The 24,683-nt window shown below is 43.9% G+C and carries 15 protein-coding genes; 13 read left to right on the top strand and 2 right to left on the bottom strand.

Going from position 1 to position 24,683, the window contains the following annotated elements:
- The first annotated feature begins 123 nt into the window (after positions 1-123).
- The 11 genes from FN831_RS01695 (at position 124) to FN831_RS01645 (ending at position 21,495) form a co-directional block, all read left to right on the top strand.
- A complete protein-coding gene (locus FN831_RS01695) occupies positions 124-3,510 on the top strand; it encodes a SusC/RagA family TonB-linked outer membrane protein (RefSeq protein WP_221931237.1) in 3,387 nt (1,128 codons plus the stop codon).
- A 6-nt stretch (positions 3,511-3,516) separates the two neighbouring features.
- Positions 3,517-5,124, top strand: coding sequence for a SusD/RagB family nutrient-binding outer membrane lipoprotein (locus FN831_RS01690; protein ID WP_142526454.1), 1,608 nt, complete (start codon positions 3,517-3,519; stop codon positions 5,122-5,124).
- A 189-nt stretch (positions 5,125-5,313) separates the two neighbouring features.
- Positions 5,314-6,750, top strand: a complete 1,437-nt coding sequence (locus FN831_RS01685) for an alpha-L-fucosidase (RefSeq protein WP_142526453.1) — start codon at positions 5,314-5,316, stop codon at positions 6,748-6,750.
- A gap of 8 nt (positions 6,751-6,758) precedes the next feature.
- The gene (locus FN831_RS01680) at positions 6,759-9,056 is read left to right on the top strand and encodes a GH92 family glycosyl hydrolase (protein WP_142526452.1); all 2,298 of its coding nucleotides are present in this window, start codon (positions 6,759-6,761) and stop codon (positions 9,054-9,056) included.
- Between the two features lie 26 nt (positions 9,057-9,082).
- Positions 9,083-11,767, top strand: a complete 2,685-nt coding sequence (locus tag FN831_RS01675; RefSeq protein ID WP_142526451.1) for a glycoside hydrolase family 2 protein — start codon at positions 9,083-9,085, stop codon at positions 11,765-11,767.
- Between the two features lie 22 nt (positions 11,768-11,789).
- Positions 11,790-13,709: a glucosamine-6-phosphate deaminase gene (gene nagB, locus FN831_RS01670; protein ID WP_142526450.1), complete on the top strand. Its 1,920-nt coding sequence runs from the start codon at positions 11,790-11,792 to the stop codon at positions 13,707-13,709.
- Between the two features lie 23 nt (positions 13,710-13,732).
- Entirely contained in the window at positions 13,733-15,019 is a 1,287-nt protein-coding gene (locus tag FN831_RS01665) for a sugar MFS transporter (protein ID WP_142526449.1), read from the top strand.
- Positions 15,020-15,040: 21 nt separating this feature from the next.
- Positions 15,041-16,459, top strand: a complete 1,419-nt coding sequence (locus FN831_RS01660) for a glycoside hydrolase family 125 protein (RefSeq protein WP_142526448.1) — start codon at positions 15,041-15,043, stop codon at positions 16,457-16,459.
- A 21-nt stretch (positions 16,460-16,480) separates the two neighbouring features.
- Complete coding sequence (locus FN831_RS01655; protein WP_142526447.1) at positions 16,481-18,883, top strand: glycoside hydrolase family 3 C-terminal domain-containing protein; 2,403 nt, start codon at positions 16,481-16,483, stop codon at positions 18,881-18,883.
- Positions 18,880-20,766: a family 20 glycosylhydrolase gene (locus tag FN831_RS01650; RefSeq protein ID WP_142526446.1), complete on the top strand. Its 1,887-nt coding sequence runs from the start codon at positions 18,880-18,882 to the stop codon at positions 20,764-20,766. Before FN831_RS01655 ends, FN831_RS01650 begins: the two co-directional genes overlap by 4 nt.
- A gap of 108 nt (positions 20,767-20,874) precedes the next feature.
- Entirely contained in the window at positions 20,875-21,495 is a 621-nt protein-coding gene (locus tag FN831_RS01645) for a hypothetical protein (protein ID WP_185960348.1), read from the top strand.
- Here FN831_RS01645 and FN831_RS01640 read toward each other — a convergent pair.
- Positions 21,488-22,093, bottom strand: coding sequence for a hypothetical protein (locus FN831_RS01640; RefSeq protein ID WP_142526445.1), 606 nt, complete (start codon positions 22,091-22,093; stop codon positions 21,488-21,490). The two genes, FN831_RS01645 and FN831_RS01640, sit on opposite strands and share 8 nt — an antisense overlap.
- Positions 22,080-22,577: an RNA polymerase sigma factor gene (locus FN831_RS01635; RefSeq protein WP_142526444.1), complete on the bottom strand. Its 498-nt coding sequence runs from the start codon at positions 22,575-22,577 to the stop codon at positions 22,080-22,082. Before FN831_RS01635 ends, FN831_RS01640 begins: the two co-directional genes overlap by 14 nt.
- A gap of 143 nt (positions 22,578-22,720) precedes the next feature.
- Between FN831_RS01635 and FN831_RS01630 the strand changes: the two genes are divergently transcribed.
- Together FN831_RS01630 and FN831_RS01625 are read left to right on the top strand one after the other, a co-directional pair.
- The gene (locus FN831_RS01630; protein ID WP_142526443.1) at positions 22,721-24,106 is read left to right on the top strand and encodes a dicarboxylate/amino acid:cation symporter; all 1,386 of its coding nucleotides are present in this window, start codon (positions 22,721-22,723) and stop codon (positions 24,104-24,106) included.
- Between the two features lie 19 nt (positions 24,107-24,125).
- Positions 24,126-24,635 carry a hypothetical protein gene (locus tag FN831_RS01625; RefSeq protein ID WP_142526442.1) on the top strand — a complete coding sequence of 170 codons (510 nt, stop codon included), beginning with the start codon at positions 24,126-24,128 and terminating at the stop codon, positions 24,633-24,635.
- Positions 24,636-24,683 lie beyond the last annotated feature (48 nt).

The raw sequence follows: 24,683 nt of genomic DNA, 5'->3' as shown, positions 1-24,683 counted from the left end.
GAGAGATTTCCACGTAGCAATGACATGCGGGAATAAAACCATTCCCAAATTGAGCAAAAAAAACAATTGTCTATTATTCAACTTCCCGCGGGGAGCCAGAACAATCACGCTAATTATACTAGTATGAAATTTTTATCGCGCTTAAAACGCGCAGTGCCTAAAAATGCGCCAGCTAAATCAATGGCCATTATCAAAGTTACATGCGGATTGCTGCTAACACTTAACCTAAGTGCAGTTGCCGGTGTATACTCACAAAAGAGAATATCTATTAAATTGAACTCAGCAGAATTTACTGATGTACTTGCGCAAATTGAAGCAAAATCAGATTACAGGTTCATGTTCAGTAACCGTAAAATCCCTGCCGGAAAAACAATCAGTATCGATGTAACCGATAAAGATGTTCCTTCTATCTTAAATGAAACCCTTGAAAATACTGGTTTCACCTATAACATGCTTGCCAATAATCTAATCGTGATTGTACCGGTTCGAGAAAAAGCTGATATCGTTGTTAAAGGTAAAATTACTGATGAAACTGGCTTACCGGTAATCGGAGCATCTGTTCAGGTAAAAGGCGGCAAAGGTGGCGCTACCACAAATGCGGAAGGTTTGTTCTCTTTGAGCGTTCCTGACAATGCAGTTTTGGTTGTATCTTATATAGGTTATGCACCACAGGAAATTCCTGTTAACGGCAGGACTACGATCAACGTAAGTATTAAACCAAATGCAAACGACCTGAATGAGGTTGTTGTAACAGCATTGGGTATCACTAAAGACCAGAAAACATTAGGTTACTCTGTAACTAAAGTTGGCGGTGAAACTATGGATAAAGCAAGGGAATCAAACATTGCAAACTCACTAAGCGGCCGCGTGGCTGGTTTAAGTGTGGGTGGTACAAGTGGTGGCCCCGGTGCTTCTGCAAGGTTGAATATCCGTGGTGCTACTTCATTTACTGGTAGTACTACGCCGCTGATCGTTATTGACGGTGTGCCAATTGATAACTCTCAAAGAGGAACAGGCGCAGGACAGTACGGTGGATCTGATGGTGGTGATGGTTTCAGCAACATCAATCCTGATGATGTGGAAAGCATGACTGTACTGAAAGGTTCTACGGCTTCTGCATTATATGGTGCCAGAGCTGCAAACGGTGTAATCAACATTACTACTAAAACAGGTAAAAAAGGTAAAGTACAAATTGAGTACAATGCCAACTTACAATTTGATAAAGCAGTAGACAACTCTGATTATCAATATGAATATGGTCAGGGTCAGCAAGGTGCAAGACCAACTAATCAAAACTCTGCAATCAGCTCTGGTCTGTATTCATGGGGTGAGAAATTAGACGGTGCGCAAACTATTGCTGCTGACGGTCAGCTTCACCCATATTCAGCTGTTACAAACAACGTAAGTACATTTTACCGTACTGCACCAAGCTTAACTAACAGTGTATCGATTGCTGGTGGTGGCGATAAGGGAACTTACCGTTTCTCTGCATCTAACCTCGACGCAAAATCGGTATTGCCTAACAGCGGACTGGTAAGAAAAACTTTCAACTTCAGTACCAATCAACAGCTGACCGATAAATTGTCTTTCAACCTGGTTGCAAACTATATTGATCAGCAGGATAAAAACAAAGCTTATTTGAGTGATTCACCATTGAACGCTAACTATGCAGTTCAGTTCCTGCCAACAAGTTTAGATGTAACCTCTCTGGCTCCCGGATACAATACTGTAACTGGTGCTGAAATGAGCTGGAATGATAACTCTTATGTAACTAACCCATACTTTGTAACCAGTCAGCTGGTAAATAACAATGCCCGTAAACGTTTTATTACTGCGGTATCAACAAAATATGCGTTCACAAGTTACCTGTCATTACAGGCACGTTTAGGGTATGACCTTACAAATGACCGTTCACTTTCAGTAACTCCTTATGGAACAGCTTACTCTAATGGTGGTTTAGGTCAGTTAAATGGTCTTTCACAGGCGCAAAGGACTGAGATGAACACTGACGTATTGTTAAGTTTCAATAAAGAAGTAGTAAAAGATTTCACTGTTAACGCAAGTGCAGGAGCTAACTATCGTAAAGCAACTTATGAATCAACCGGTTCAAGCGGTAACAGCTTTATTATTCCTTACCTGTACACAGCTACAAACGTTAAAACAAGAAATGTCAACTATGATTACAATTCAAGAGAGACTCCTTCTGCATACTATACTGCCGATTTCACTTACAAAAACTTGCTGACTGTAAGTACTACCGGCCGTTATGATCAGTTCTCTACACTGCCGGTTGATAACAACAGTATTTTTACGCCATCAGTGTCAACCAGCTTTATCTTCTCGCAGCTGACCAAATGGGAGCCTTTAAGCTTCGGTAAGTTACGTGCATCATATGCCAAAACAAGTGGTGAGCCGGCAGATGCATATTTGACGCAGCAATACTATACTATCGGAAATTCTATCAATAATACAACTACAGCAAGCTTTAGCAATATTTTGCCTAATGCAAATCTGAAACCATATTCATTGTCAGAATTTGAGGTTGGTACAGAATTAAAATTCCTGAAAAACAGAATTGGTATTGATGCAGCCTTCTTCAGTAGAAAAACCGAAGGAGAGGTAGTTAAGGCAGCAACCTCTGTATCTTCAGGTTTTGAGTCGAGATATGTAAACCTGGGATCTACAAAAAATACCGGTATCGAAATTATGTTAAGCGGTTCGCCGATCAAAACTGACAATTTCAGCTGGAATTCAAGCTTTAACTTTACCCACGTTAAAACAGAAGTGTTAAACATCGACGGTGGAACAAATGCACCGCTGAATACTGGTACATACAGGCCTGGTGATGCTTACATTGGTGTTGTTCAGGGTTACGGTGTAGCTCAGATCATGGCATATGATTATAAGTATGACGCTAACGGAAACATTGTAATCGGTGCGAATGGTATTCCTTTGCGCGGTGATCTTAAACCACAGGGATCTGGCCTTCCAAAAATGTATGGTGGATTTAATAACGATTTCCAGTACAAAAACTGGAACCTGGGATTCCTTATTGATTACAGATTTGGTAACAAAATACTTTCTGCAACTGAGTTCTACTCTTATACCTACGGTTTAAACAAAGCTACTTTGCCAGGTCGTGATGGTGGTGTGGTTGCACAGGGTGTAAAAGAAGACGGTTCAGTGAATACAACAAACGTAAGTGCCCAGAACTACTATACTGGCTTAATGACAAATGTTAATAGCCTTGCTGTATTAGACGGTAGCTTTATCAAATTCCGTCAGGCTACGTTAGGTTATACCTTCAAGCAAAATATGCTGGGTAAATTACCTTTCTCATCTATAAGCGTTAATCTTGTAGCCCGTAACCTGTTCACAATCATGAAACATACTGATAACATTGATCCTGAGAATACTTTCTCTTCGCAGGTTGCTTTGGCAGGTGTAGAAGGCGGTGCATTGCCTTTCACCAGAACATATGGTTTCAATGTTAACTTCAAATTTAAATAGACAGCTATGAAAAAAATATTAATATACCTTGCTTTCTCTGCGGTAGTGCTTACATCCTCTTGCTCTAAAGAGCACCTGGGCGAAACAAACACTGACCCTAAAGCGGGTACAGGCGCAAATACAGATCCTAACTTCTTGCTAACTTCAGGTCTGCTGGGATATGCAAATACTGGTTATACTCAGTTATTATATCAATCTATGGCAATCCAGGGTCTGGCAAGTACTTTAGGTTACTACGGAAACGGTGATAAATATGTAAATACAAGTGGTACTATCGGCTACCAGGCAAGAATCTGGAATGAAGGTTACACGGCATTGAGTAAACTGGACCAGGCCATTAAAGTAGGTACTGCTCAGGATGCAAGTAAATTCAAAAACGTAATCCAGATTGCAAAAATCAATCAGATTTTCTTATTCCAGAGAATCACTGATGCTTATGGAGCGGTTCCTTTTTCTGAAGCATTAATGGCTCAGGCAGGAAATGTAACTCCAAAGTATGATTCTCAGCAAGCTATCTATACTGCCTTGTTGACAAACCTGCAAGCTTCTATCACTGCACTTGATCCGGCTGCCGGAGCAGTAACTGGTGATACGTATTTTGGTGGTGATGTTACAAAATGGAAAAAAGCTGGTTATTCGCTGATGCTGAGATTAGCTATGCGTTTAACAAAAGTTGATGCTGCTACCGCTAAAACCTGGGCTGAAAGAGCATATACAGGTGGATTAATGGCCAGCAATGATGATAACATGGTTTTCAAAACTGATGGTAACTACGATGACACAAGAAATGCAAGTACTGGCGCATTATTGGTGACTGACGATTTCCAGCAAGTGAGATGGAGCCAAACGTTCATTAACTTCCTGAAAGCATCAGACGATCCACGGATCAGTGCTATCGCTGAGGTTTCAGCTACCGGAGCTGCAAACAACAAAAACAGCACTTTAGTAGGTGATAATACTGCGAGCCTTCAGATTGGTATGCCTAATGGCTTTGACCTTGGTGAGGGTGCTACAAACATAGCAAGAGCTGCAGGTTACCCTGGTACAAGTCCGGCTGCAGGTGCAACTGATGCAGATGCTCCGCTTGGTAAATATTCAAGACCAAGAGTAGCTGTTTTTATTCAGCAAAATGCTCCGATCATCACATTATCTTATGCTGAAACCGAATATCTGCTTGCTGAAGCTGCTTTCCGCGGCTGGGCTGTAGGTGCAAATGCTGCTGCACATTACTCAAACGCTTTGGCTGCTTCGTTAACAGGATTGGCACAAATCAATGTTGCTGCGACAATCACTCCTGCTACTGCTACTGCTTTTGCAGCTGCACATCCACTGGTTGCCGGTCAGGAGTTGAAAATGATCAACGAGCAATACTGGGCTAACGAGAATGCTACTTTTAGCTTCATCGAAAGCTGGTCTAACTGGAGAAGATCTGGTTTCCCTGTACTTACTCCGGTAAACTACACAGGTAACGTAACTAATGGTACAATTCCAAGAAGAATGATCTATCCTCAAACAGAAAGAACTGCTAACGGCACAAACTACCTTGCTGCTGTTGCAACACTTTCAGGTGGCGACTTCCTTACCTCAAGGGTATGGTGGGACGTTGCTAACTAATAATAAATAGAAAGAACTCCTGCCGGTGTTCCATTATTTTGATGAAAATTCAAATAATAGTAATTCGGTAGGAGTTGTTTCTTTTTTTTTTAAGATATTACAGGCTTATTTGTACCGAACCACGATTTTAGGAGAGAATAAGTTGGCAAATCAGCCGGAACTTTTGTTTCAGGCTAAATATAAGTTCTAATGAAAAAAATGAATTGGGTAGTTGTATGTTTAATACTGCTATCTGTAAAAGTACAAGCCCAGAATGGCGTACATCAGCAATCTACAATTTATGAGTGGCCAAAAGATCAGGCTGTAAAAACAAAATTAGATCAGTGGCAGGACCAGAAATTCGGAATGCTCATCCACTGGGGATTATACGCTGTCCCCGGAATTATCGAATCCTGGGAGCTTTGTAACGAAAGCTGGATCGAACGCCCTGACAGTACTGTAGCTTACGAAGACTACAAAAAATGGTACTGGGGACTCAGCAAAGAGTTTAACCCCGTAAAATTTAACCCAGACCAATGGGCAAAAGCAGGTAAAGATGCTGGTATGAAATATATGATCTTTACTACCAAACATCATGATGGTTTCTCGATGTTTGACACCAAACAATCCGACTTCAATATTGCCTCCGGCCCCTTCGCCAATAATCCCAAAGCTGACGTAGCTAAATATGTTTTCGACGCCTTCAGAAAACAGGGTTTTATGATCGGCGCCTATTTCTCTAAACCGGACTGGCATTCTCAATATTTCTGGTGGTCTAAATATGCGACCCCAGACCGCAACACAAATTACGATATCAGAAAAAATCCATGGAGATGGAATCAGTTTAAAACATTTGCCTATAACCAGATCGGCGAACTGATGCACAACTATGGTTCGATAGACATCCTATGGCTCGATGGGGGCTGGGTACGCCCGCTGGAAACCGTCAACGACGAAGTAAGAAGCTGGGGTGCTGCAATACCGGAATGGGACCAACAAATCGACATGCCTAAGATTGCAACAATGGCACGCGATGCGCAGCCTGGTATTTTAATGGTTGACAGAACAGTACACGGCCCTTACGAAAACTACCAGACCCCTGAACAAACTATTCCTAAAACACAGCAGGACCATCCCTGGGAAAGCTGCTTAACGCTGGGCAATGCCTGGGGATTTGTGAAAAATGACCAGTACAAAACACCAAACCAGGTGATCAGCTCACTGGTAGAAGTGGTGGCAAAAGGCGGAAGTTTATTACTGGGCGTAGGCCCCCGTCCTGACGGTACTTTCCCAGAAGTTGCTACACAGCGTCTTGAAGAGATCGGAAAATGGATGAAAGCCAATGGCAAAGCAATCTACGGTACAAGGATCACTCCAGACTATCATCAGGGCAGCACCTGGTTTACACAAAGCAAAGACAAGCTGACAAAAAATGCGATCTTCTGCTTTAAAGACAACCTTGCCTTAAATACAATTGAATGGAATGGCAACGCTCCAAAAAAGGGCGCCAAAATGGTGATATTAAATACAAATCAGCCAGTTAAATGGGAACTGAACGGTTCTACAGTAAAAGTTCATCTTCCGGAATCTATAAAAAATAATTCGTCTGTTTACGGTGCCCTGGCATTTTCATATCCGGCACAATAATTATAATTATGTTTAAAATCACTCTTCAGCGCTTCCATCATCCTGTTAAACGTATGATGCTTGGCGGCACACTTATCCTTGCTGCAATCAGCGGACAGGCATTGGCGCAAAATAAAGCAGTGCCCCAGTTGACAAAATATGTAGATCCTTTCATCGGAACCGGTGGACACGGACATGTGTTTGTAGGTGCAGATGTACCTTTTGGTGCAGTTCAACTCGGAATCAGGAATCTTTCCACGGGATGGGACTGGTGTTCAGGTTATCACTACAGTGATTCTACTATTACCGGAATTTCACATACCCACCTCAGTGGTACAGGTATCGGTGATCTTGGAGATATCTCTGTGATGCCGGTAACAGGTGAGGTTAAACTGACAGAAGGAAAAGCAGGTGACCTGCAAAGTGGTTTCACTTCTTTGTTCTCTCACAAGGATGAAATAGCTAAGCCAGGATATTATAGTGTAATGCTTAAACGATATAGCATTAAAGCTGAACTTACAGCAAGCAAAAGAGTAGGCTTTCATCAATATACATTCCCGGCAGGGCAGCAGCCTAAGATTATCATTAACCTCAAACAAGGTATTGGATGGGATGCCCCGGTTGAGACTTTCATCCGTCAGGAAAATGATACCACCATTTCTGGCTACCGTTACTCTAAGGGATGGGCAGCAGACCAGCGGATCTACTTTACTGCTGTGTTTTCAAGACCTATCAAAAAATTCTCTGTTTCTGACAGCACCGCCACCATGAGCGGCACTGAACTGAAAGGAAAAGGTGTGATGGGCCTTGCCCTGTTTGATACCAAAGATGGCAGCCCTGTCCAGTTGAAAGTTGCGATCTCACCAGTGAGCGTTGAAAATGCAAAGCTGAATATGAAAGCCGAAATTCCGGGATGGAACTTTGCCGGACAGGTAGCCAAAGCCGATGCAGAATGGAACAAGGAACTGAGCAGGGTAGTGATCAAAAGTGCTGATCCCAAACAGATGAAAATCTTTTATACTGCCTTGTACCATACGATGATCGCACCTTCATTATTTAATGATGTGAACGGAGATTATATGGGTACGGATAAAAAGGTTTATAAAAATGCTGCTTTCAATAATTATACTACTTTCTCTTTATGGGATACCTACAGGGCTGCAATGCCACTGTTAACATTGATCAACAGCGAAAAAGCAGGAGATATGGTAAATACCTGGCTGGCAATTTACCAGCAGCAGGGCAGGTTGCCCGTATGGCATCTGATGGGCAACGAAACTGATTGTATGGTGGGTAATCCGGGGATGATTACTGTCGCAGATGCTTATCTTAAAGGCATCAAAGGCTTTGATAAAGATCTTGCCTATGAAGCGCTGAAAGCTACAGGTATGAGAAAAGAGCGCGGACTGAACCTGCTGCAGAAACATGGTTTTATCCCTGCTGACAGTACTGTAGAATCTGTTGCAATGGGACTGGAATATGCGGTTGCCGACTGGGGCGTAGCACAAGTGGCTAAAAACAGGGGCAATAAAGCAGACTATGATTACTGGATCAAACGCGGAAAAAGCTACCAGAATTATTTTGATAAAGAAAGCCGTTTTATGAGAGGACGCTTTGAAAACAATACCTGGAGAACGCCTTTCAACCCTTTCCAGGCGATTCACCGTCAGGATGATTATACCGAAGGTAATGCCTGGCAGTACTTATGGCTGGTGCCACAGGACGTTGAAGGCCTGATCGGCCTGTTGGGCGGACAGAAACCGTTTACTGCTAAACTGGATTCCCTGTTTGCAGCAAAAGGCGATATGGGAGCCTCGTCATCTCCGGATATCAGCGGACTGATTGGCCAGTATGCACATGGCAATGAGCCAAGTCACCATATTACTTATATGTATGCTTATGTAGGCCAGCCCTATAAAACTGCCGATAAGGTAAGGTACATCATGGAAAATCTTTATCATGATGAAACTGATGGACTAAGCGGTAACGAAGATGTTGGCCAGATGTCTGCCTGGTATATTTTTTCTTCACTGGGTTTTTATCCTGAGAATCCTTCCAACGGAATGTATGTATTCGGCAGCCCGGTTGTAAATGAGGCTACCATGAAAGTGAGTTATGGCAAAACATTCAGCCTTTCAGTGAAGAACAACAGCAAGACCAATAAGTATATCCAGTCGATCGTACTGAACGGAAAACCTTATACAAAATCTTTTATCATGCACAGTGAGCTGATCAAAGGCGGAGCAATGACCATTACAATGGGCGCCAAACCTTCTGCCACATGGGGTGTAAAACAAGCAGACAGGCCATACTCAGTAACACAATAATTCAATACTATATTCAATCTATAATAATGTTTAAAAAATTTAAATCCTTTAAATACCTGTGTACATTGCTTGTCATGCTGACAACAGCAGGACAGCTTTTTGCTCAGGATCAGTATGAACTTAATTCCGGCTGGCTGTGTTCGCCCGCTACACAGGTGAAAGCCCAGGGAACGGATATTTCATCGGGCTCTTTTTCTACCTCGGGCTGGAAAAAAGCAGTTGTTCCGGGAACGGTTTTAACTACCATGCTGGTAAATAAAGAAGTGCCTGACCCTTACTTTGGGATGAACAACAACCTCATTCCTGATGTATACACCGCGGGAAGAGATTATTATACTTACTGGTTTGTAAAGGATTTTAAGGAAGCCGCACCTGCTGCCGACGGACAGGTTTGGTTAAAGTTCAGGGGGATCAACTATAGCTGCGATATCTTCCTGAATGGCAAAAAGGTGAATACCGCTCCTTTTAAAGGAATGTACCTGAGAAAATCATTCAATATCACTAAACTGCTTTCAAAAACAGGAACAAACAGGCTGGCCGTGATCGTAAACCCGCCGGATGTTGTGGGCAATCCAAATGGCGGCCAGGGTGGCGACGGTACAATCGCCCGTGGTGTAGGTTCGCAATATACTGCGGGCTGGGACTGGATCCGTCCGATCAGGGATAGAAATACAGGTATCTGGGATAAAGTATTTATCGAAAGAACAGGTAGTGTAAGCCTGGATAATCCACATGTGGTAACGCTTGTTCCCGGCAAAAGAAAAGCTGACGGTACACAGGAGCCCGCCATCATTAAAGTGTCTGCCGAACTGAAAAATTCAACGGCAAAAGAACTGAGCGGAAACCTGGTTTACACGATTGATGGTAAAAAGGTAACGCAAAGTGTGCTGCTCAAAGCAAATGCTGCAGCGGAAATTAAAATGCCCGACCTGGTATTTAAAAATCCAAAATTATGGTGGCCTGCAGGATACGGTAAACAGGATTTATATGACCTTAAAATCAGCTTCCAGGAAAAAGGTACGCTGGTTACGGACAGCGAAACGGTAAGCGTTGGTATCAGGGAAATTCAAACAGAATGGAACAGCATCACCAGCAGTAAACAAATCAGCGTAAATGGCCAGAAGATCTTCATTAAAGGAGGCAACTGGATCATGTCTGATGCCATGCTGCGCTTAAGCAAAGAAAGATATGATGCCGAAATCAGGTATCACCGCGATATGAACCTCAACCTGATCAGGATCTGGGGCGGTTCACTGACAGAGCGCCCTGAGTTTTTTGAGGCCTGTGATAAATACGGTATGCTGGTATTCCAGGATTTCTGGATGTCTGGCGATGCAAACGGCCGCTGGCTAGATCCGATGAAATCTGAAGATCAGTGGACACGCAGGAAATATCCTGATGACCACAACCTGTTTCTTGAATGCGCTGCAGATGCGATCAAGATGATCAGAAACTATCCTTCGCTGGCAGTATGGTGCGGAGGAAATGAGATTACTCCTCCGGAAGATATCCTGATCCCATTAAGGGACAAACTGATTCCGGAGCTGGATGGCACACGCTGGTTTGTAGATTATTCAAACTCAGACGATATGTCCAGAAATACCCTTGGCGGTAATGGTGATGGCCCCTATGGCATTCAGAAAATTTCTACTTTCTGGAATACAAGGACATGGCCTTTTAACTCTGAAGTAGGTTCGGTAGGCGTTGGTGATCTGGAATCACTGGAGCGTATCCTGCCAAAGTCAAGCCTGGTAGCACCGCAGTTTATCCCTGCAGACAAACGCCAGCCGGGAGGCCCATCAGAAAAAGCAGACTCTGTATGGGATTACCATAATTACCTTGGCGTTGGTTATGAAGATCATATCCTGCCTTACGGTAAACCTACCAGCATTGGCGATTTCGCCTTAAAGGCACAGCTGGTAAATTATGACCAGTACAGAGGTTTAATGGAAGGTTTCAGCTCACATATGTGGGACTGGTATACTGGCGTGGTGATCTGGAAAACACAAAACCCATGGACATCCATGCGTGGCCAGATGTACGATTACTATCTTGATCCTAACGCCTGTCTATTCGGCCTGCGCTCGGGAAGTGAATCCCTGCACTCGATGTATAACCAGGAAGACGGAATGGTGTATGTAGTAAACAATGGCTTTGAGGCTAAACGCAGCATGATGCTGGTAATCAAATCTTATGATATGGATGGTAAGGAAACGATGATCACGCAGGTGTTCGTTTTCATGGATCCGTCCAGCTACAAGAAAATCGGTTCATTCAAAAAAATGATCGATCAGCTGTCTGCCAAAAAAGGATCTTTCCTTTCGATGCAGCTGCTGGATGAAAACAAAAAAATATTGAGTAATAACTTATACTGGCTGGCAGATGAAAAAGGCATGTATTCAGGTCTGGCTGACCTGAAATCAACAGCACTCAAAACTTCTGCTAAACAATTGAAAAGTGGAAAGATCGAAGTAACTTTAACCAATCCCGCTAACGGACCGGTAAACTTCTTCAACCGCATTTCACTTGTAGATGCAAACACGAAGAAAAGGGTACTACCGGTATTTTATGATGATAACTACTTCTCTGTTCTTCCGGGAGCAGAAAAAAAGATTATCATTGATTATAATCCTGAAAAAGGGGCGGCAATGCCAATGCTTACATTAACAAATTACGCCGGTAATGAACAAACAATCCAAATAAATCCATAGATAACCTAATACTATAACAAACATGTCCAGATTAAATTTATTGGAAGAGACCCGCTACGAAAAATTGCCAGTTACCGTATACAGTGACGAACAAACTGCAAGTGCAGACGTAGCAAAAAGGATCGCTTCGCTCATCATTTCAAAACAGGAAAAAGGTGAACAGGCTGTATTAGGCCTGGCTACCGGTGCCACTCCCGTAAAAGTTTACAAAGAACTGATCCGTCTCCACAAAGAAGAAGGCTTAAGTTTTGCCAATGTGGTTACTTTCAATCTGGATGAATATTATCCGATGAAGCCTGATGCAGATCAGAGTTATGTACGCTTCATGAACGAAAACCTTTTCAACCACATCGATATTGCTGCTGAAAACATCAATATTCCTAATGGTGAGCTGGCAAGGGAAGATATTGAAGACTTCTGTTTGAAATATGAACAAAAAATCAGTGGATTTGGTGGTATTGATCTGCAGTTACTGGGTATTGGACGTACAGGGCACATCGGTTTTAATGAACCGGGTTCTGCACCTAACTCAGGAACGCGTTTGGTTACATTGGACGACCTGACCAGAAGAGATGCTTCGCGCGACTTTGGTGGTGTAGCCAATGTGCCAACGAAGGCAATTACTATGGGTATTGGTACGATCTTTAAAGCCAAGGAAATTATCCTGATGGCATGGAACGAGAAGAAAGCTTCAATCGTGAAAAAAGCAGTTGAAGGTGAATTGTCTTCTGATGTTCCGGCAACGTTCTTACAGCTTTCGCCAAACGTAGAATTTATCCTGGATACAGACGCTGCGGTTTCATTAACACGTTTTGATACACCATGGCTGGTTAAAGATTGCCAGTGGAATGATACTACAGTTACCAAAGCAGTGATCTGGCTGGCCAAGGAACTGAACAAACCAATTCTGAAATTAACTGAAGATAACTACAATAACCATGGTATGGCGCAGCTGGCAACAGAACGCGGCCCTGTGTATAATATCAATATTCAGATCTTTAATAAATTACAGCACACGATCACAGGATGGCCGGGCGGTAAACCGAATGCAGACGACAGTCAGCGTCCGGAACGTGCAGAGCCTGCACAGAAACGTGTGATTATCTTTTCACCGCACCCGGATGACGATGTGATCTCAATGGGCGGTACTTTTATTCGCCTTGCAGACCAGGGCCACGAAGTACATGTAGCTTACCAGACTTCAGGTAATACTGCTGTATGGGACGATGACGTACTGAGGTTCATGGAATTCAATATTGATTTTGCAGAATCAAGATCAGAAGGTGCATCAGAACTGCGTGCCACTTATGATGAAATGCGCGACTTCATCAGCAAAAAACTGCCTAATCAAACTGATCCTGAAGAGATCCGTACAGTAAAAAAACTGATCAGAAAAGGAGAGGCAATTGCAGGCGCAAGGTTCGCAGGATTGTCTGACGACAGGATCCACTTCCAGGACCTTCCTTTCTATGACAGAGGTAAATTCCAGAAAAATGTGAGCTATGAAGATGACATCGTGCAAACGATGGAACTTCTACAGCAGGTAAAACCCCACCAGATTTTCGCTGCAGGTGATTTTGCAGATCCGCATGGTACGCACAAAGTATGTTTTAATGTTATCGTTGAAGCGATGATCAGGCTGCGTGCAACAGAAAGCTGGACAAAAGACTGCTGGTTGTGGATGTACAGAGGTGCATGGCATGAGTTTGAAACCCATGAAATTGAAATGGCTGTGCCGCTTTCTCCGCAGGAAGTAGAAAGAAAAAGACTGGCTATTTTTAAACACCAGTCGCAAAAAGACCTTCCTGTTTTCCCGGGTGACGATTCAAGAGAGTTCTGGGTAAGGGCAGAAGCACGTACGCAGGAAACTGCCAAAGCTTATGATCAGCTTGGACTGGCAGAATACGAAGCGATGGAAGCTTTTGTAAAATGGAAATTCTAATTTAACCTCTTATCACAACTTAAATGACTACAACAGCAAAAAAAGGAATACAGCCCATATTTATCATTGGTGCCTTGTTCTTTGTATTCGGATTTGTAACCTGGTTAAATTCAGTACTGATCCCATATTTAAGGTTAGCATGTGAACTCAATAACTTTGAGTCTTACCTGGTGGCTTTTGCTTTTTATATCAGTTACCTGGTGATGGCAATCCCATCAGCAGGTGTACTGAACAAAACGGGTTTTAAAAATGGAATGGCTTTGGGGCTGGTAGTGATGGGCGTAGGCGCATTGATATTTATCCCTGCGGCCCTTACCCGTACTTATGCACTGTTCCTTCTGGGGCTTTTTGTACAGGGAACAGGCCTTGCATTACTGCAAACTGCCTCCAACCCTTATATCACCATTCTGGGGCCGGCAGACAGTGCCGCGAAAAGAATCAGCGTAATGGGAATCTGTAACAAGGTAGCAGGAGCAATTGCACCGATTATCCTGGGTGCTATCGCATTAAAAGATGCAGATGGTTTTCATGCACGTCTGGCTACAATGGACCCTGCCGCAAAAGTTGCTGAGCTCAACCTGCTGGCATCGCGTGTGATCCTGCCTTATGCAGTGATCATCGTTGTACTGGTGATCCTGGCGGTATTAATCTATTTTTCTACCCTTCCGGAAATTGATGCGGACAAAGAAGATGAAGCAGTATCTATTGCTACAGCAGGTAAAACCAGTGCATTTCAATTCCCTCACCTGCTGATGGGCGTCCTTACGATGTTCCTTTATGTAGGAGTAGAGGTGATGGCTGGTGATACAGTAATCAGCTACGGTGCCTATCAGGGCATTCCTCTGGCTACCGCGAAGTTCTTTACTTCATTTACACTGCTGGGAATGATCCTCGGATATCTTGTAGGGATTGTTTGTATCCCTAAATACCTGAGCCAGGAAAATGCAATGAAATGGTTTGCAGCTTTGGGCGTAGTATTAACCCTTGTAGCGATATTTTCGAGCGGATATGTATCTGTTTTATTTATCGCCCTGCTGGGTTTTGCCAATTCGATGGTATATCCTGCGATATGGCCGCTGGCCTTAAACGGCGTGGGCAGGTTCACCAAAATGGCATCCTCACTGTTGATCATGGGAATCGCCGGAGGAGCTGTGATCCCATTGTGTTATGGCGGACTGGCTGATGTGTTTAATGCACAGCAGGCATACTGGATCATGGTGCCATGTTACCTCTTCATTTTTTATTATGCTACTTCTGGATGGAAGGTGGGGAAAAACATCCCTGCCCTAAAAAACCAGCCCGTGATATAAAACGACAAAAACCAAATAGAAATGAATAGAAAAGACTTTATTACCAACACCGGCCTGCTTACCGCAGGGCTCCTTTTAAGTAAGGAACTGAGTGCTTTTGAACTGGCCTATCCCAACGTAAGGGTACCCTTGAATAAAAGAAAATTCAGCAGCCCTGCTGTAGAAAAAGCAATTCTGAAGTTCCAGAAAAAAGTGACTGACAAAGAATTGGGCTGGTTGTTTAATAATTGCCTTCCAAATACGCTTGATACTACAGTCACCTACACTGCCAGCAATGGAAAGCCAGACACCTATGTGATCACGGGCGATATTGATGCCATGTGGCTGAGGGACAGTTCTGCACAGGTTTGGCCTTACCTCTCTTTTATGAAGGAAGACAAAAAACTGCAGGACCTGATTGCGGGCGTAATTAACCGTCAGACTACCTATGTACTGAAAGATCCTTACGCCAATGCCTTTTATCATACCGGCGAACAGAAAAGTGAATGGGAAAGTGACCATACAAAGATGCAGCCGGGTATTCATGAACGCAAATGGGAAATTGATTCCCTTTGTTATACCATGCGTTTGGCCTATAATTACTGGAAGCTAACCGCTGATACTGCTCCTTACGATGCTGAGTGGAAAAAAGCTATTCAGCGGATCCTTGCTACTTTTAAAGAGCAGCAGCGTAAAACAGGGCTTGGACCGTATACTTTTCAGCGTGAAACCGCAAAACCTACTGATAGTTTACCTATGGCAGGTTACGGGTTCCCGGTGAAGCCCGTAGGACTGATCTGCTCGATGTTCAGGCCAAGTGATGATGCTACAGTTTTTCCTTTCCTGGTTCCTTCCAACCTTTTTGCCGTAGTGAGTTTAAGGCAGATTGCCGAACTGGTTACCGCAGTACATAAGGATGCTGCTCTGGCGTCAGAATTAACTGCCCTGGCACTGGAAGTGGAAACGGCTATTCAGAAATACGCAATCGTTGAACATCCTGTTTATGGTAAAATGTATGCCTTTGAAGTAGATGGCTTTGGCAATGTAAACCTGATGGACGACGCGAATGTGCCGAGCCTGCTGGCCCTGCCTTACCTGAACGCTGTAAAAGCTACCGATCCTGTTTATCAGAATACCCGTAAATTTGCGCTTTCTGAACACAACCCTTATTTCTATAAAGGTGTGGAAAGCGAAGGTATCGGTGGTCCTCACGTAGAACAGCAGGATATGATCTGGCCACTGAGTATCATTGCCAGAGGATTAACCAGCAGTGATGATGCAGAGATTAAACAATGTATTGCATGGTTGAAAAAAAGCCACGCAGGTACGGGATTTATGCACGAATCTTACAAAAAAGACCATCCCGAAACTTTCACCCGGGCCTGGTTTGCATGGACAAACACCATTTTTGGTGAGTTCCTCTGGGAGGTGTTCCAAACACGTCCGCACCTATTGAGTTAAATGATATTAACCCGTTACCAAATGTTTACGAATCAAAATAAATTAAAGAACTGGCTCCTGCCAGTTCTCTTTTTTGTGTGCAGTCCTGCATTGGTTTCTGCACAAAAAAAAGAAAGCCCGCTTTATAAAAATCCCAAAGCCCCGGTGGCCGACAGGGTAAAGGACCTGCTCGGAAGGATGACCATCGAAGAGAAGGTTGGGCAATTGTCTACTCTCCTGGGATGGGAAATGTATGAAAAGAAAGGTGCTGGTGTTGTGGCTTCAGATAAATTCAAAAAAGCCGCAGCAGCAAACCAGACGGGGATGTTATGGGCCACGCTGCGGGCTGATCCCTGGACACAGAAAACTTTGGAAACAGGCCTGGACCCTTATAAATCCGCGCTGGCAACCAATGCCCTGCAGAAATATATTATAGAACATACCAGGTTGCAGATACCTGTTTTTATTGCCGAAGAATGTCCGCATGGCCATATGGCTATCGGTACTACTGTTTTCCCTACTTCCATTGGTCAGAGCAGTACCTGGGACCCCATGCTGATCCAGTCGATGGCGGCTGCTATTGCCAAAGAAGCAAGGCTGCAGGGGGCGCATATTGGCTACGGCCCCGTGCTTGATCTTGCACGTGAACCACGATGGTCAAGGGTAGAAGAAACGTATGGCGAAGACCAGTACCTCAACAGTACGATGGGCGTAGCCATGGTAAAAGGATTTCAGGGCCTAAACAATATGCTGAACAGTGGTGTAAATGTAATCTCTACCCTGAAGCACTTTACAGCTTATGGAGCACCGGAGGGTGGTCATAATGCCGGACTGATTAATCCCGGCAGAAGAGAACTGCTCAGCAGTTACCTGCCGCCTTTTGAGGCTACAGTAAAAGCCGGCGCTTTGTCGATCATGGCCGCCTACAACTCTGTAGACGGTATTCCCTGCAGTGCCAGCCCGTATTTGCTGGATACCTTATTGCACAAACAATGGGGATTCAAAGGCTTCTCGGTTTCAGATCTTGGAAGTATAGATGGACTGGTAATGACGCAGCACGTGGCTGCAGATAATACGGATGCAGCGGTGCTTGCAATGAATGCCGGACTGGACAACGACCTTGGCGGGCAGATTTTTTCAGGTCCCCTGCTTGAAGCAGTGAAGGCGGGCCGTGTTTCGCAGCAGAGAATTGACGAAGCCGTTGGCCGCCTGCTGACGCAGAAATTTGAAATGGGCTTATTTGAAAACCCATATGTAGACCCTAAGGCCGCGCAGAAGAACGCGCGCAGTACTGCTACCGTTGCACTGGCACATAAGGTAGCACAGGAATCAGTGATCTTGTTAAAAAATGAATCATCTGCTCTTCCATTAAAGAAAAATCTTGGGTCGATAGCAGTGATTGGCCCAAATGCTGATAATATCTATAACCAGCTGGGAGATTATACTGCTCCGCAGGACCCTAAGGCAATCGTTACCGTTCTGGAAGGGATCAGGGCAAAGCTGCCATCAGCAAAAGTGAATTACGTAAAAGGCTGCGCGATCAGGGATACTGCCGATGTGCATATCGCTGAAGCCGTTGCCGCTGCAGAGCAGTCGGACGTAGCGGTAGTTGTACTGGGAGGTTCAAGTGCCCGCGATTTTAAAACGGAATACATCAGCACCGGAGCTGCTACCGTAAGCCAGGCCACTACCGGCGTGAGCGATATGGAAAGTGGTGAAGGGTTCGACCGCCAGTCACTGGATCTGATGGGGAAGCAGCTGGAGCTGTTACAGGCGATCGTAAAAACGGGTAAACCTGTAGTGCTCGTGTTTATTGGTGGCAGGCCATTAAACCTGAACTGGCCCGCCCAGCATGTACCTGCGATCGTATCTGCATGGTACCCTGGACAGGAAGGCGGAAATGCCATTGCTGATGTGTTATTTGGCGACTACAATCCGGCGGGAAGGCTGCCTATTTCAATTCCAAGATCTGTGGGCCAGTTACCAGTTTACTATAACTACCAGAATTCATCCAAACACGATTACGTTGAAGGGCCGGCGGCTCCGCTCTATAGTTTTGGATATGGTTTAAGTTTTAGTAGCTTTAAATACAACGACCTGAAAACAGAGGTAAGCGAGGCTGCTGATCTGACACTTCATGTGAGTGTGAATGTGACGAACAGCAGTGCAAGGGACGGTGATGAAGTGGTACAATTATATGTGCGCGATGATGTTTCATCGGTAGTAACCCCGGTAGAGCAGCTGAAAGCCTTTAGCCGTATACACATTAAAGCAGGCGAGACAAAAACGGTATCTTTTGTTTTGCACCAGAATGATCTGAGTTTGCTGAACCAGCAGTTTCAGAAAGTTGTGGAAGCCGGAAGTTTTACCCTTAGGGTAGGTGCCGGTTCTCAGGATATCAAATTGGAGAAGAAAATCAATATAAACAAAAACTATAAACTATGAAGAAGGTTATCTCAGGATTAGTCCTGGCATTTGTAACACTGAGCGTAAGCGCTCAGACTGATGCAAATTTGGGGATTATCCCTGCACCCGTATCCGTTGTACGGCAGTCGGGTTTCTTTAAACTTGACAAAACGGTAGTACTGGTTTCCAATGAGACAGCTAATGCGGCTACTGCAGACATGCTGAACGCATTTATCGCTGGCAATGGTGGATTTGCACTAAGGACCACAAAAAGCGCAGCCAGCGGCGAACGCGCAATCCTGCTGAGCTCTGATGGCGCTGATCAGCTGCCTGCAGAAGGTTACCTGATTGATGTGAACGCAAAAACGATCAAAGTTACCGGTAAAGGTGCAGGCTTATTCTATGGTGTGCAGTCGCTCATCCAGATGATGCCTGAGAAAAAAGGACAGGAAATCGATGTTCCTGCAAGTACAATCCAGGATTATCCAAGGTTTAAATACCGTGGTATGCACCTGGATGTAGGAAGACATTTCTTCTCTGTGGCTTTTGTAAAGAAATATCTGGACCTGATGTCTGCCTACAAACTGAATAATTTCCACTGGCACTTAACAGAAGATCAGGGCTGGAGGATCGAGATTAAAAAATATCCGAAACTGACCAGTGTTGGTTCTGTGAGGGCAGGTAGCGTTATAGGGCATCACCCGGGAGTTACTACCGATAATACTCCTGTTAAGGGATATTATACACAGGAAGAAGTGAAAGAAGTGGTAGCGTATGCTGCACGTAAATTCATTAACGTTATTCCGGAAATTGAAATGCCGGGGCATGCTTCAGCCGCTATTGCTGCTTATCCGCAGTTGAGCTGTTTCCCTGACAGAGATACGTATATTGACCCTAAAGCACCATGGTCGGGATCCAGGAAAGGCAAACAGCCTCAGCAAACATGGGGCGTTTTTGATGATGTTTTTGCACCAACTGAATATACTTTTGGATTCCTTGAAGATGTGCTGGATGAAGTGATGGTGTTATTTCCATCCAAATACATCCACATCGGTGGCGATGAGAGCCCTAAAGAGTACTGGAAACAGTCTCCGTTCTGCCAGCAGCTGATCAAAGAAAAAGGATTAAAAGATGAGCACGAGCTGCAAAGCTATTTTATCAGCCGTATAGAAAAGTATCTGAACTCCAAAGGCCGTAACATCATTGGATGGGACGAGATCCTGGAAGGTGGATTGGCGCCTAACGCTACTGTAATGTCCTGGAGAGGTGTTGAAGGCGGTATTGCTGCAGCAAAACTGAACCACAATGTGATCATGACACCAGGAAGCAATGGCTTATATGTAGACCATGCGCAATCGTCTTCACCTGATGAACCTGTTAATATTGGTGGAAATTCTCCTTATTCAAAAGCTTATTCTTACGATCCTGTTCCTGCTGAACTGTCAGATGATCAGAAGAAATTCATTGAAGGCGTACAGGCAAACATCTGGACAGAATATGTTGAAAACGAAGGAAAACTTGAATACCAGATTTTCCCGAGGATGATGGCTTTAAGTGAGATCGCATGGAGCCCGGTAGCGAGAAAAGATTTCAAAAACTTCTCTGAAGAGCGTCTTCCTTTGCACCTGGCACGCCTGGATAAGGCAGGGATTAACTATTGGGTACCTACACCGATCGGGCAGTCTGATAAACAAATTGACGGCGACGAGATTACGGCAGACCTGAAAGCTCCGGTTTTGGGCTCAAAAGTTTATTACACACTGGATGGCACACGCCCGTCTGAAGTTTCCAATTCAGTTAAATCTCCTTTGAAAGTTTCGGTACCTAAGGGTAAAAAACTGGAGTTAAAAACTATTGTAATTACCTCAACCGGCAAACGTAGTGTAGTGAGCACAACTGTGCTGAACAACGAAGCCAAATAACAAAACTTTTGGGGTGGCTAATCTTATAAAAGGCCATTCGCAGGGTTATTTTAACTATAATAATTTGGTAAGATTTCTTTTTTAGCATAAATTGCTGACAAAAAGAGGATGAAGCCATTAAAATATATTTCACAGCAGTCTGCACTTTTAGTGGGGCTGCTGTTTTTGTTTGCCTGCAATACCAAAGAAGCTGTACCGGCCGTGAATGCGGGAGAGGACAGATCGGCAGTAAAAAAGAATGCTGATCATTTTGCATTTTATAAGGATATAGCGATAAAACCGGGACTTAACTTTGAAGTGGTAAGCTGGGGAAAAGGGGTAGACAGCATTGGCGGATACCTGCTGCTAATGTCTGATTCTACAAAGAGCAACTACAAGTCGCTCTCCGTTGAGCGCGAGGGCATCATTACTGATGCCTGGAATATGGACCTCGATAATGATGGCAATCCTGAACTTTATATCGAACTGCAAAGCAAAAAAACAGTGAAAGACCTTAATGTATACGAATACAGTGGTGGCAGTTTCAATAAGATCAGTTTCCCTCCTTTAAGCAGCAGGGCCAAAAAGACCTATGGCGGCAACGATAAGTTTATGATCAAAAACGGAGAACTTTTCAGGTCGTACCCGATTGTAAATTCTACCGATACCGCTGCGAAAAACGGTTCAGAAAAAATGCTCCTTTACCGTTTAAGAGGGAACACTTTTTCTATAGACGAGATCACTAAATAGGGCCATTTTCACCAAATTGTGCACTGATTCTTTCAAATTTCTCGATCAGCAGATCAATACGTTCTTTTTCCTTTTTCATAAAGGCTTTGCGCAGGATGGTGGCGCAGAACACCATCCACAATACGGTAAAGAGTATGATGGAAACCTGTATCCAGGTATCCAGGTTGTGCAGCGTTTCAAAAAAGAAAAGGACAAATCCCAGGGAAATTGCGGCCACGTAAAACCAGTATAACCTGTTGTAAAGATTAAAGCGGCTCAGCTGGTATTCATGCAGTTTGCCTAAGAATGCCCCGGGATGCTCGGTGAAATCGTTTCGGGAGATCAGGCGGTGCTCGCGGTACAGCAGAATGGTGTAAATTGCCACCGCCAGTACAAGGATCTCTATCCCCAGGTTGGTTGTCCAGGAGTCGAAGTTAAAGTAAAGCAGGGCGGCGCTGAATGCGATAAAAGAGAGCACCATGCCCCCGATGTTTAAAAGAGATTTGATGCGTATCGCATTTACCTCTTTTTTTGCCTGATCCAGCATCTCTCCCGAAGAGATTTTTACCTCTACAGAATGCGATTGCCAAAGGGACTGTATATTTTCAAAGTCTTGCATGTTGATTGTATAATTCGGTGAGTTTTTGTTTAATCCGGTGAATTTTTACCCTGAGATTCCCTTCGGAAATCCCTGAAATCTCTGCGATTTCGTTGTAGGGAAGTTCATCCAGCACCATGGTTATAATCAAACGGTCGTTCTCCTCCAGTTTTGATATAGACGTATATAAAAGAGCGATCTGCTCATTTTTTTCGGAATATTCTTCCGTTTTGTTTTCAATGACCGTTTCGGTAAGTTCATCCTTAGCCTGCCGTTTTTCTGAGCGTAGATAGGTGAGGCAGGTGTTTACTGCGATGCGGTAGATCCAGGTGGATATGAGCGATTTCTGCCTGAACTTGTCCATGTTCTGCCAGACTTTCAGGAAGGTTTCCTGCAGGAGATCATTGGCAGCATCGGCATCTCCGGTATATCCATAGCACAAATGGAATATCTTTTTGGAATTACTGTCAAAGATTTGCTTAAATAAGAGGTCTTTCTGATCCAATCTGTGTTAATTTATGAGTGTTCGACGTGTTTAGGACTGAAATGTTACAAGTGTATTTAGTTTTTTCTTACCTTTTCCACAATCTTTACGAAATAAGTTTATTATCGTAGTTTTACGCCCTCAAACTTCCACAATTACAACTAATGTCAAAAAACAACAAGTTAACATTTTTTATTTTTTTAGCCTTGATACTGGGCGTCATTCTCGGATACGTTTTAAATGTAAAATCATTTGATACTTATAACAACAATATCCTAAGTGCAGATAACCAGGTCAAAAGTATTGACATCAAACTTGGAGGAATAAAAGATACTTCTGCTGTAAATTATATTCAGCTCAATGCGCAAAAGAAAGAAGCCCTTAAAATGCGGAAGGACAATGAAACCATCCGTGAAAAAAAACTGGAGCCGCTTACTTTACTGAGCGATATTTTCCTGCGGCTGATTAAAATGATTGTGGCGCCTCTGGTTTTCACTACCCTTGTTGTAGGGGTAGCCAAGGTGGGCGATATCAAGGCCGTTGGCCGGATCGGCGGAAAAACCATGTTGTGGTTTGTCAGCGCCTCTTTGCTGTCGCTGGTGCTGGGGCTGATCATGGTCAATATTTTTAAACCGGGCGAAGCCATGCACCTGCCGCTGCCAAGCAGCCATCTGGATACCGGGATCCAGAAAGCTGCAGTATCAGTAAAAGACTTTATCTCTCATGTTGTGCCTAAAAGTATGACGGAGGCGATGGCCACCAATGAAATCCTGCAGATTGTTGTTTTCTCCCTGTTCTTTGGTGTGGCCACGGCTGCCATAGGAGAAAAAGGAAAGATCATCATAGAATTTTTTGATTCCGTAGCCCATGTGATCCTCAAAATTACGGGTTACGTAATGAACTTTGCCCCCTTTGCGGTATTTGGTGCTATGGCCGCTATTGTGGCCAAACAGGGCCTGAGCGTCTTGTCTACCTACGCCCTGTTTATCGGAGAGTTTTATTCCAGCATGTTCCTGCTGTGGATCTTACTGATCATGATCGGCTACCTGATCCTCAAGGGACGGGTGTTTAACCTGATGAACAGGATGAAAGAGCCTGTACTGGTAGCCTTTAGTACCGCCAGCAGCGAGGCCGCCTATCCAAGAACACTGCTCCAGCTGGAAAGGTTCGGCTGTAAAGATAAAATTGTCAGTTTTGTACTGCCGCTGGGTTATTCTTTTAATTTGGATGGATCGATGTTATACATGACCTTTGCGTCATTGTTCATCGCACAGTCTTATGGCATACATTTGTCCTTTGAGCAGCAGATTACCATGATGCTCATCCTGATGCTGACCAGCAAGGGGATTGCGGGCGTTCCCAGGGCTTCACTGGTGGTGATTGCTGGTACGATAGCCACATTCAACATTCCTGAGGCAGGACTGGCACTGCTGATCGGTATTGATCCCCTGCTGGATATGGGAAGGTCTGCTACCAACGTGATCGGGAATAGTATTGCCACAGCAGTAGTGAGCAAGTGGGAGGGAGAGCTTTCAGAAGCCCAGGATTAAATATTACTAACTATATATAATGAGTACCAGAGCAAAACAAATATTCTTATTTCTAACGATAGTCGTTCCTTTTCTCGGCTATTGTATCATTTACTACACGCCAATCATCAGGAATGCCCCTTTCAGATCAGACGAGTTTGTGTCTTTTCAGTTTCAGTGGGGAGCCGGCAACGACATGCCAAACATTTACGATTCTGCTACCGGTAATTATCAGTACCTGGATAAAAAAGACTCACTGGTGAAAACCAACGTGAAATTAAGACAGAACGATATCATCTATCTGCACAACAAAATGAACGAACTGGGCTACTGGAATTTTCCCGACCTGATTGCCAATGCGGAGACAGATCTGAACAAATCAAAAGTGCTGCGGTATGTATTTACATTTAACTATAAGCGTAAAACAAAGAAGGTAATTTACCTTACCGATTACAGTGATATCCCAAAACTGGCTACCGTTGCGGGGCAGATGAAGACACTTGTAGAGCAAACTATCAATGATGCCGAAGAAAGATATAGCAAGAAATAGAAATCGTTATGATTTTATAAATATAAATTCTATATTTGCACCTCGATA

Source organism: Pedobacter westerhofensis (assembly GCF_900182595.1).
GTDB lineage: Bacteria > Bacteroidota > Bacteroidia > Sphingobacteriales > Sphingobacteriaceae > Pedobacter > Pedobacter westerhofensis.
The sequence above is the reverse complement of the archived record's forward strand: the minus strand, read 5'-3'. Positions and strand labels throughout refer to the sequence as shown.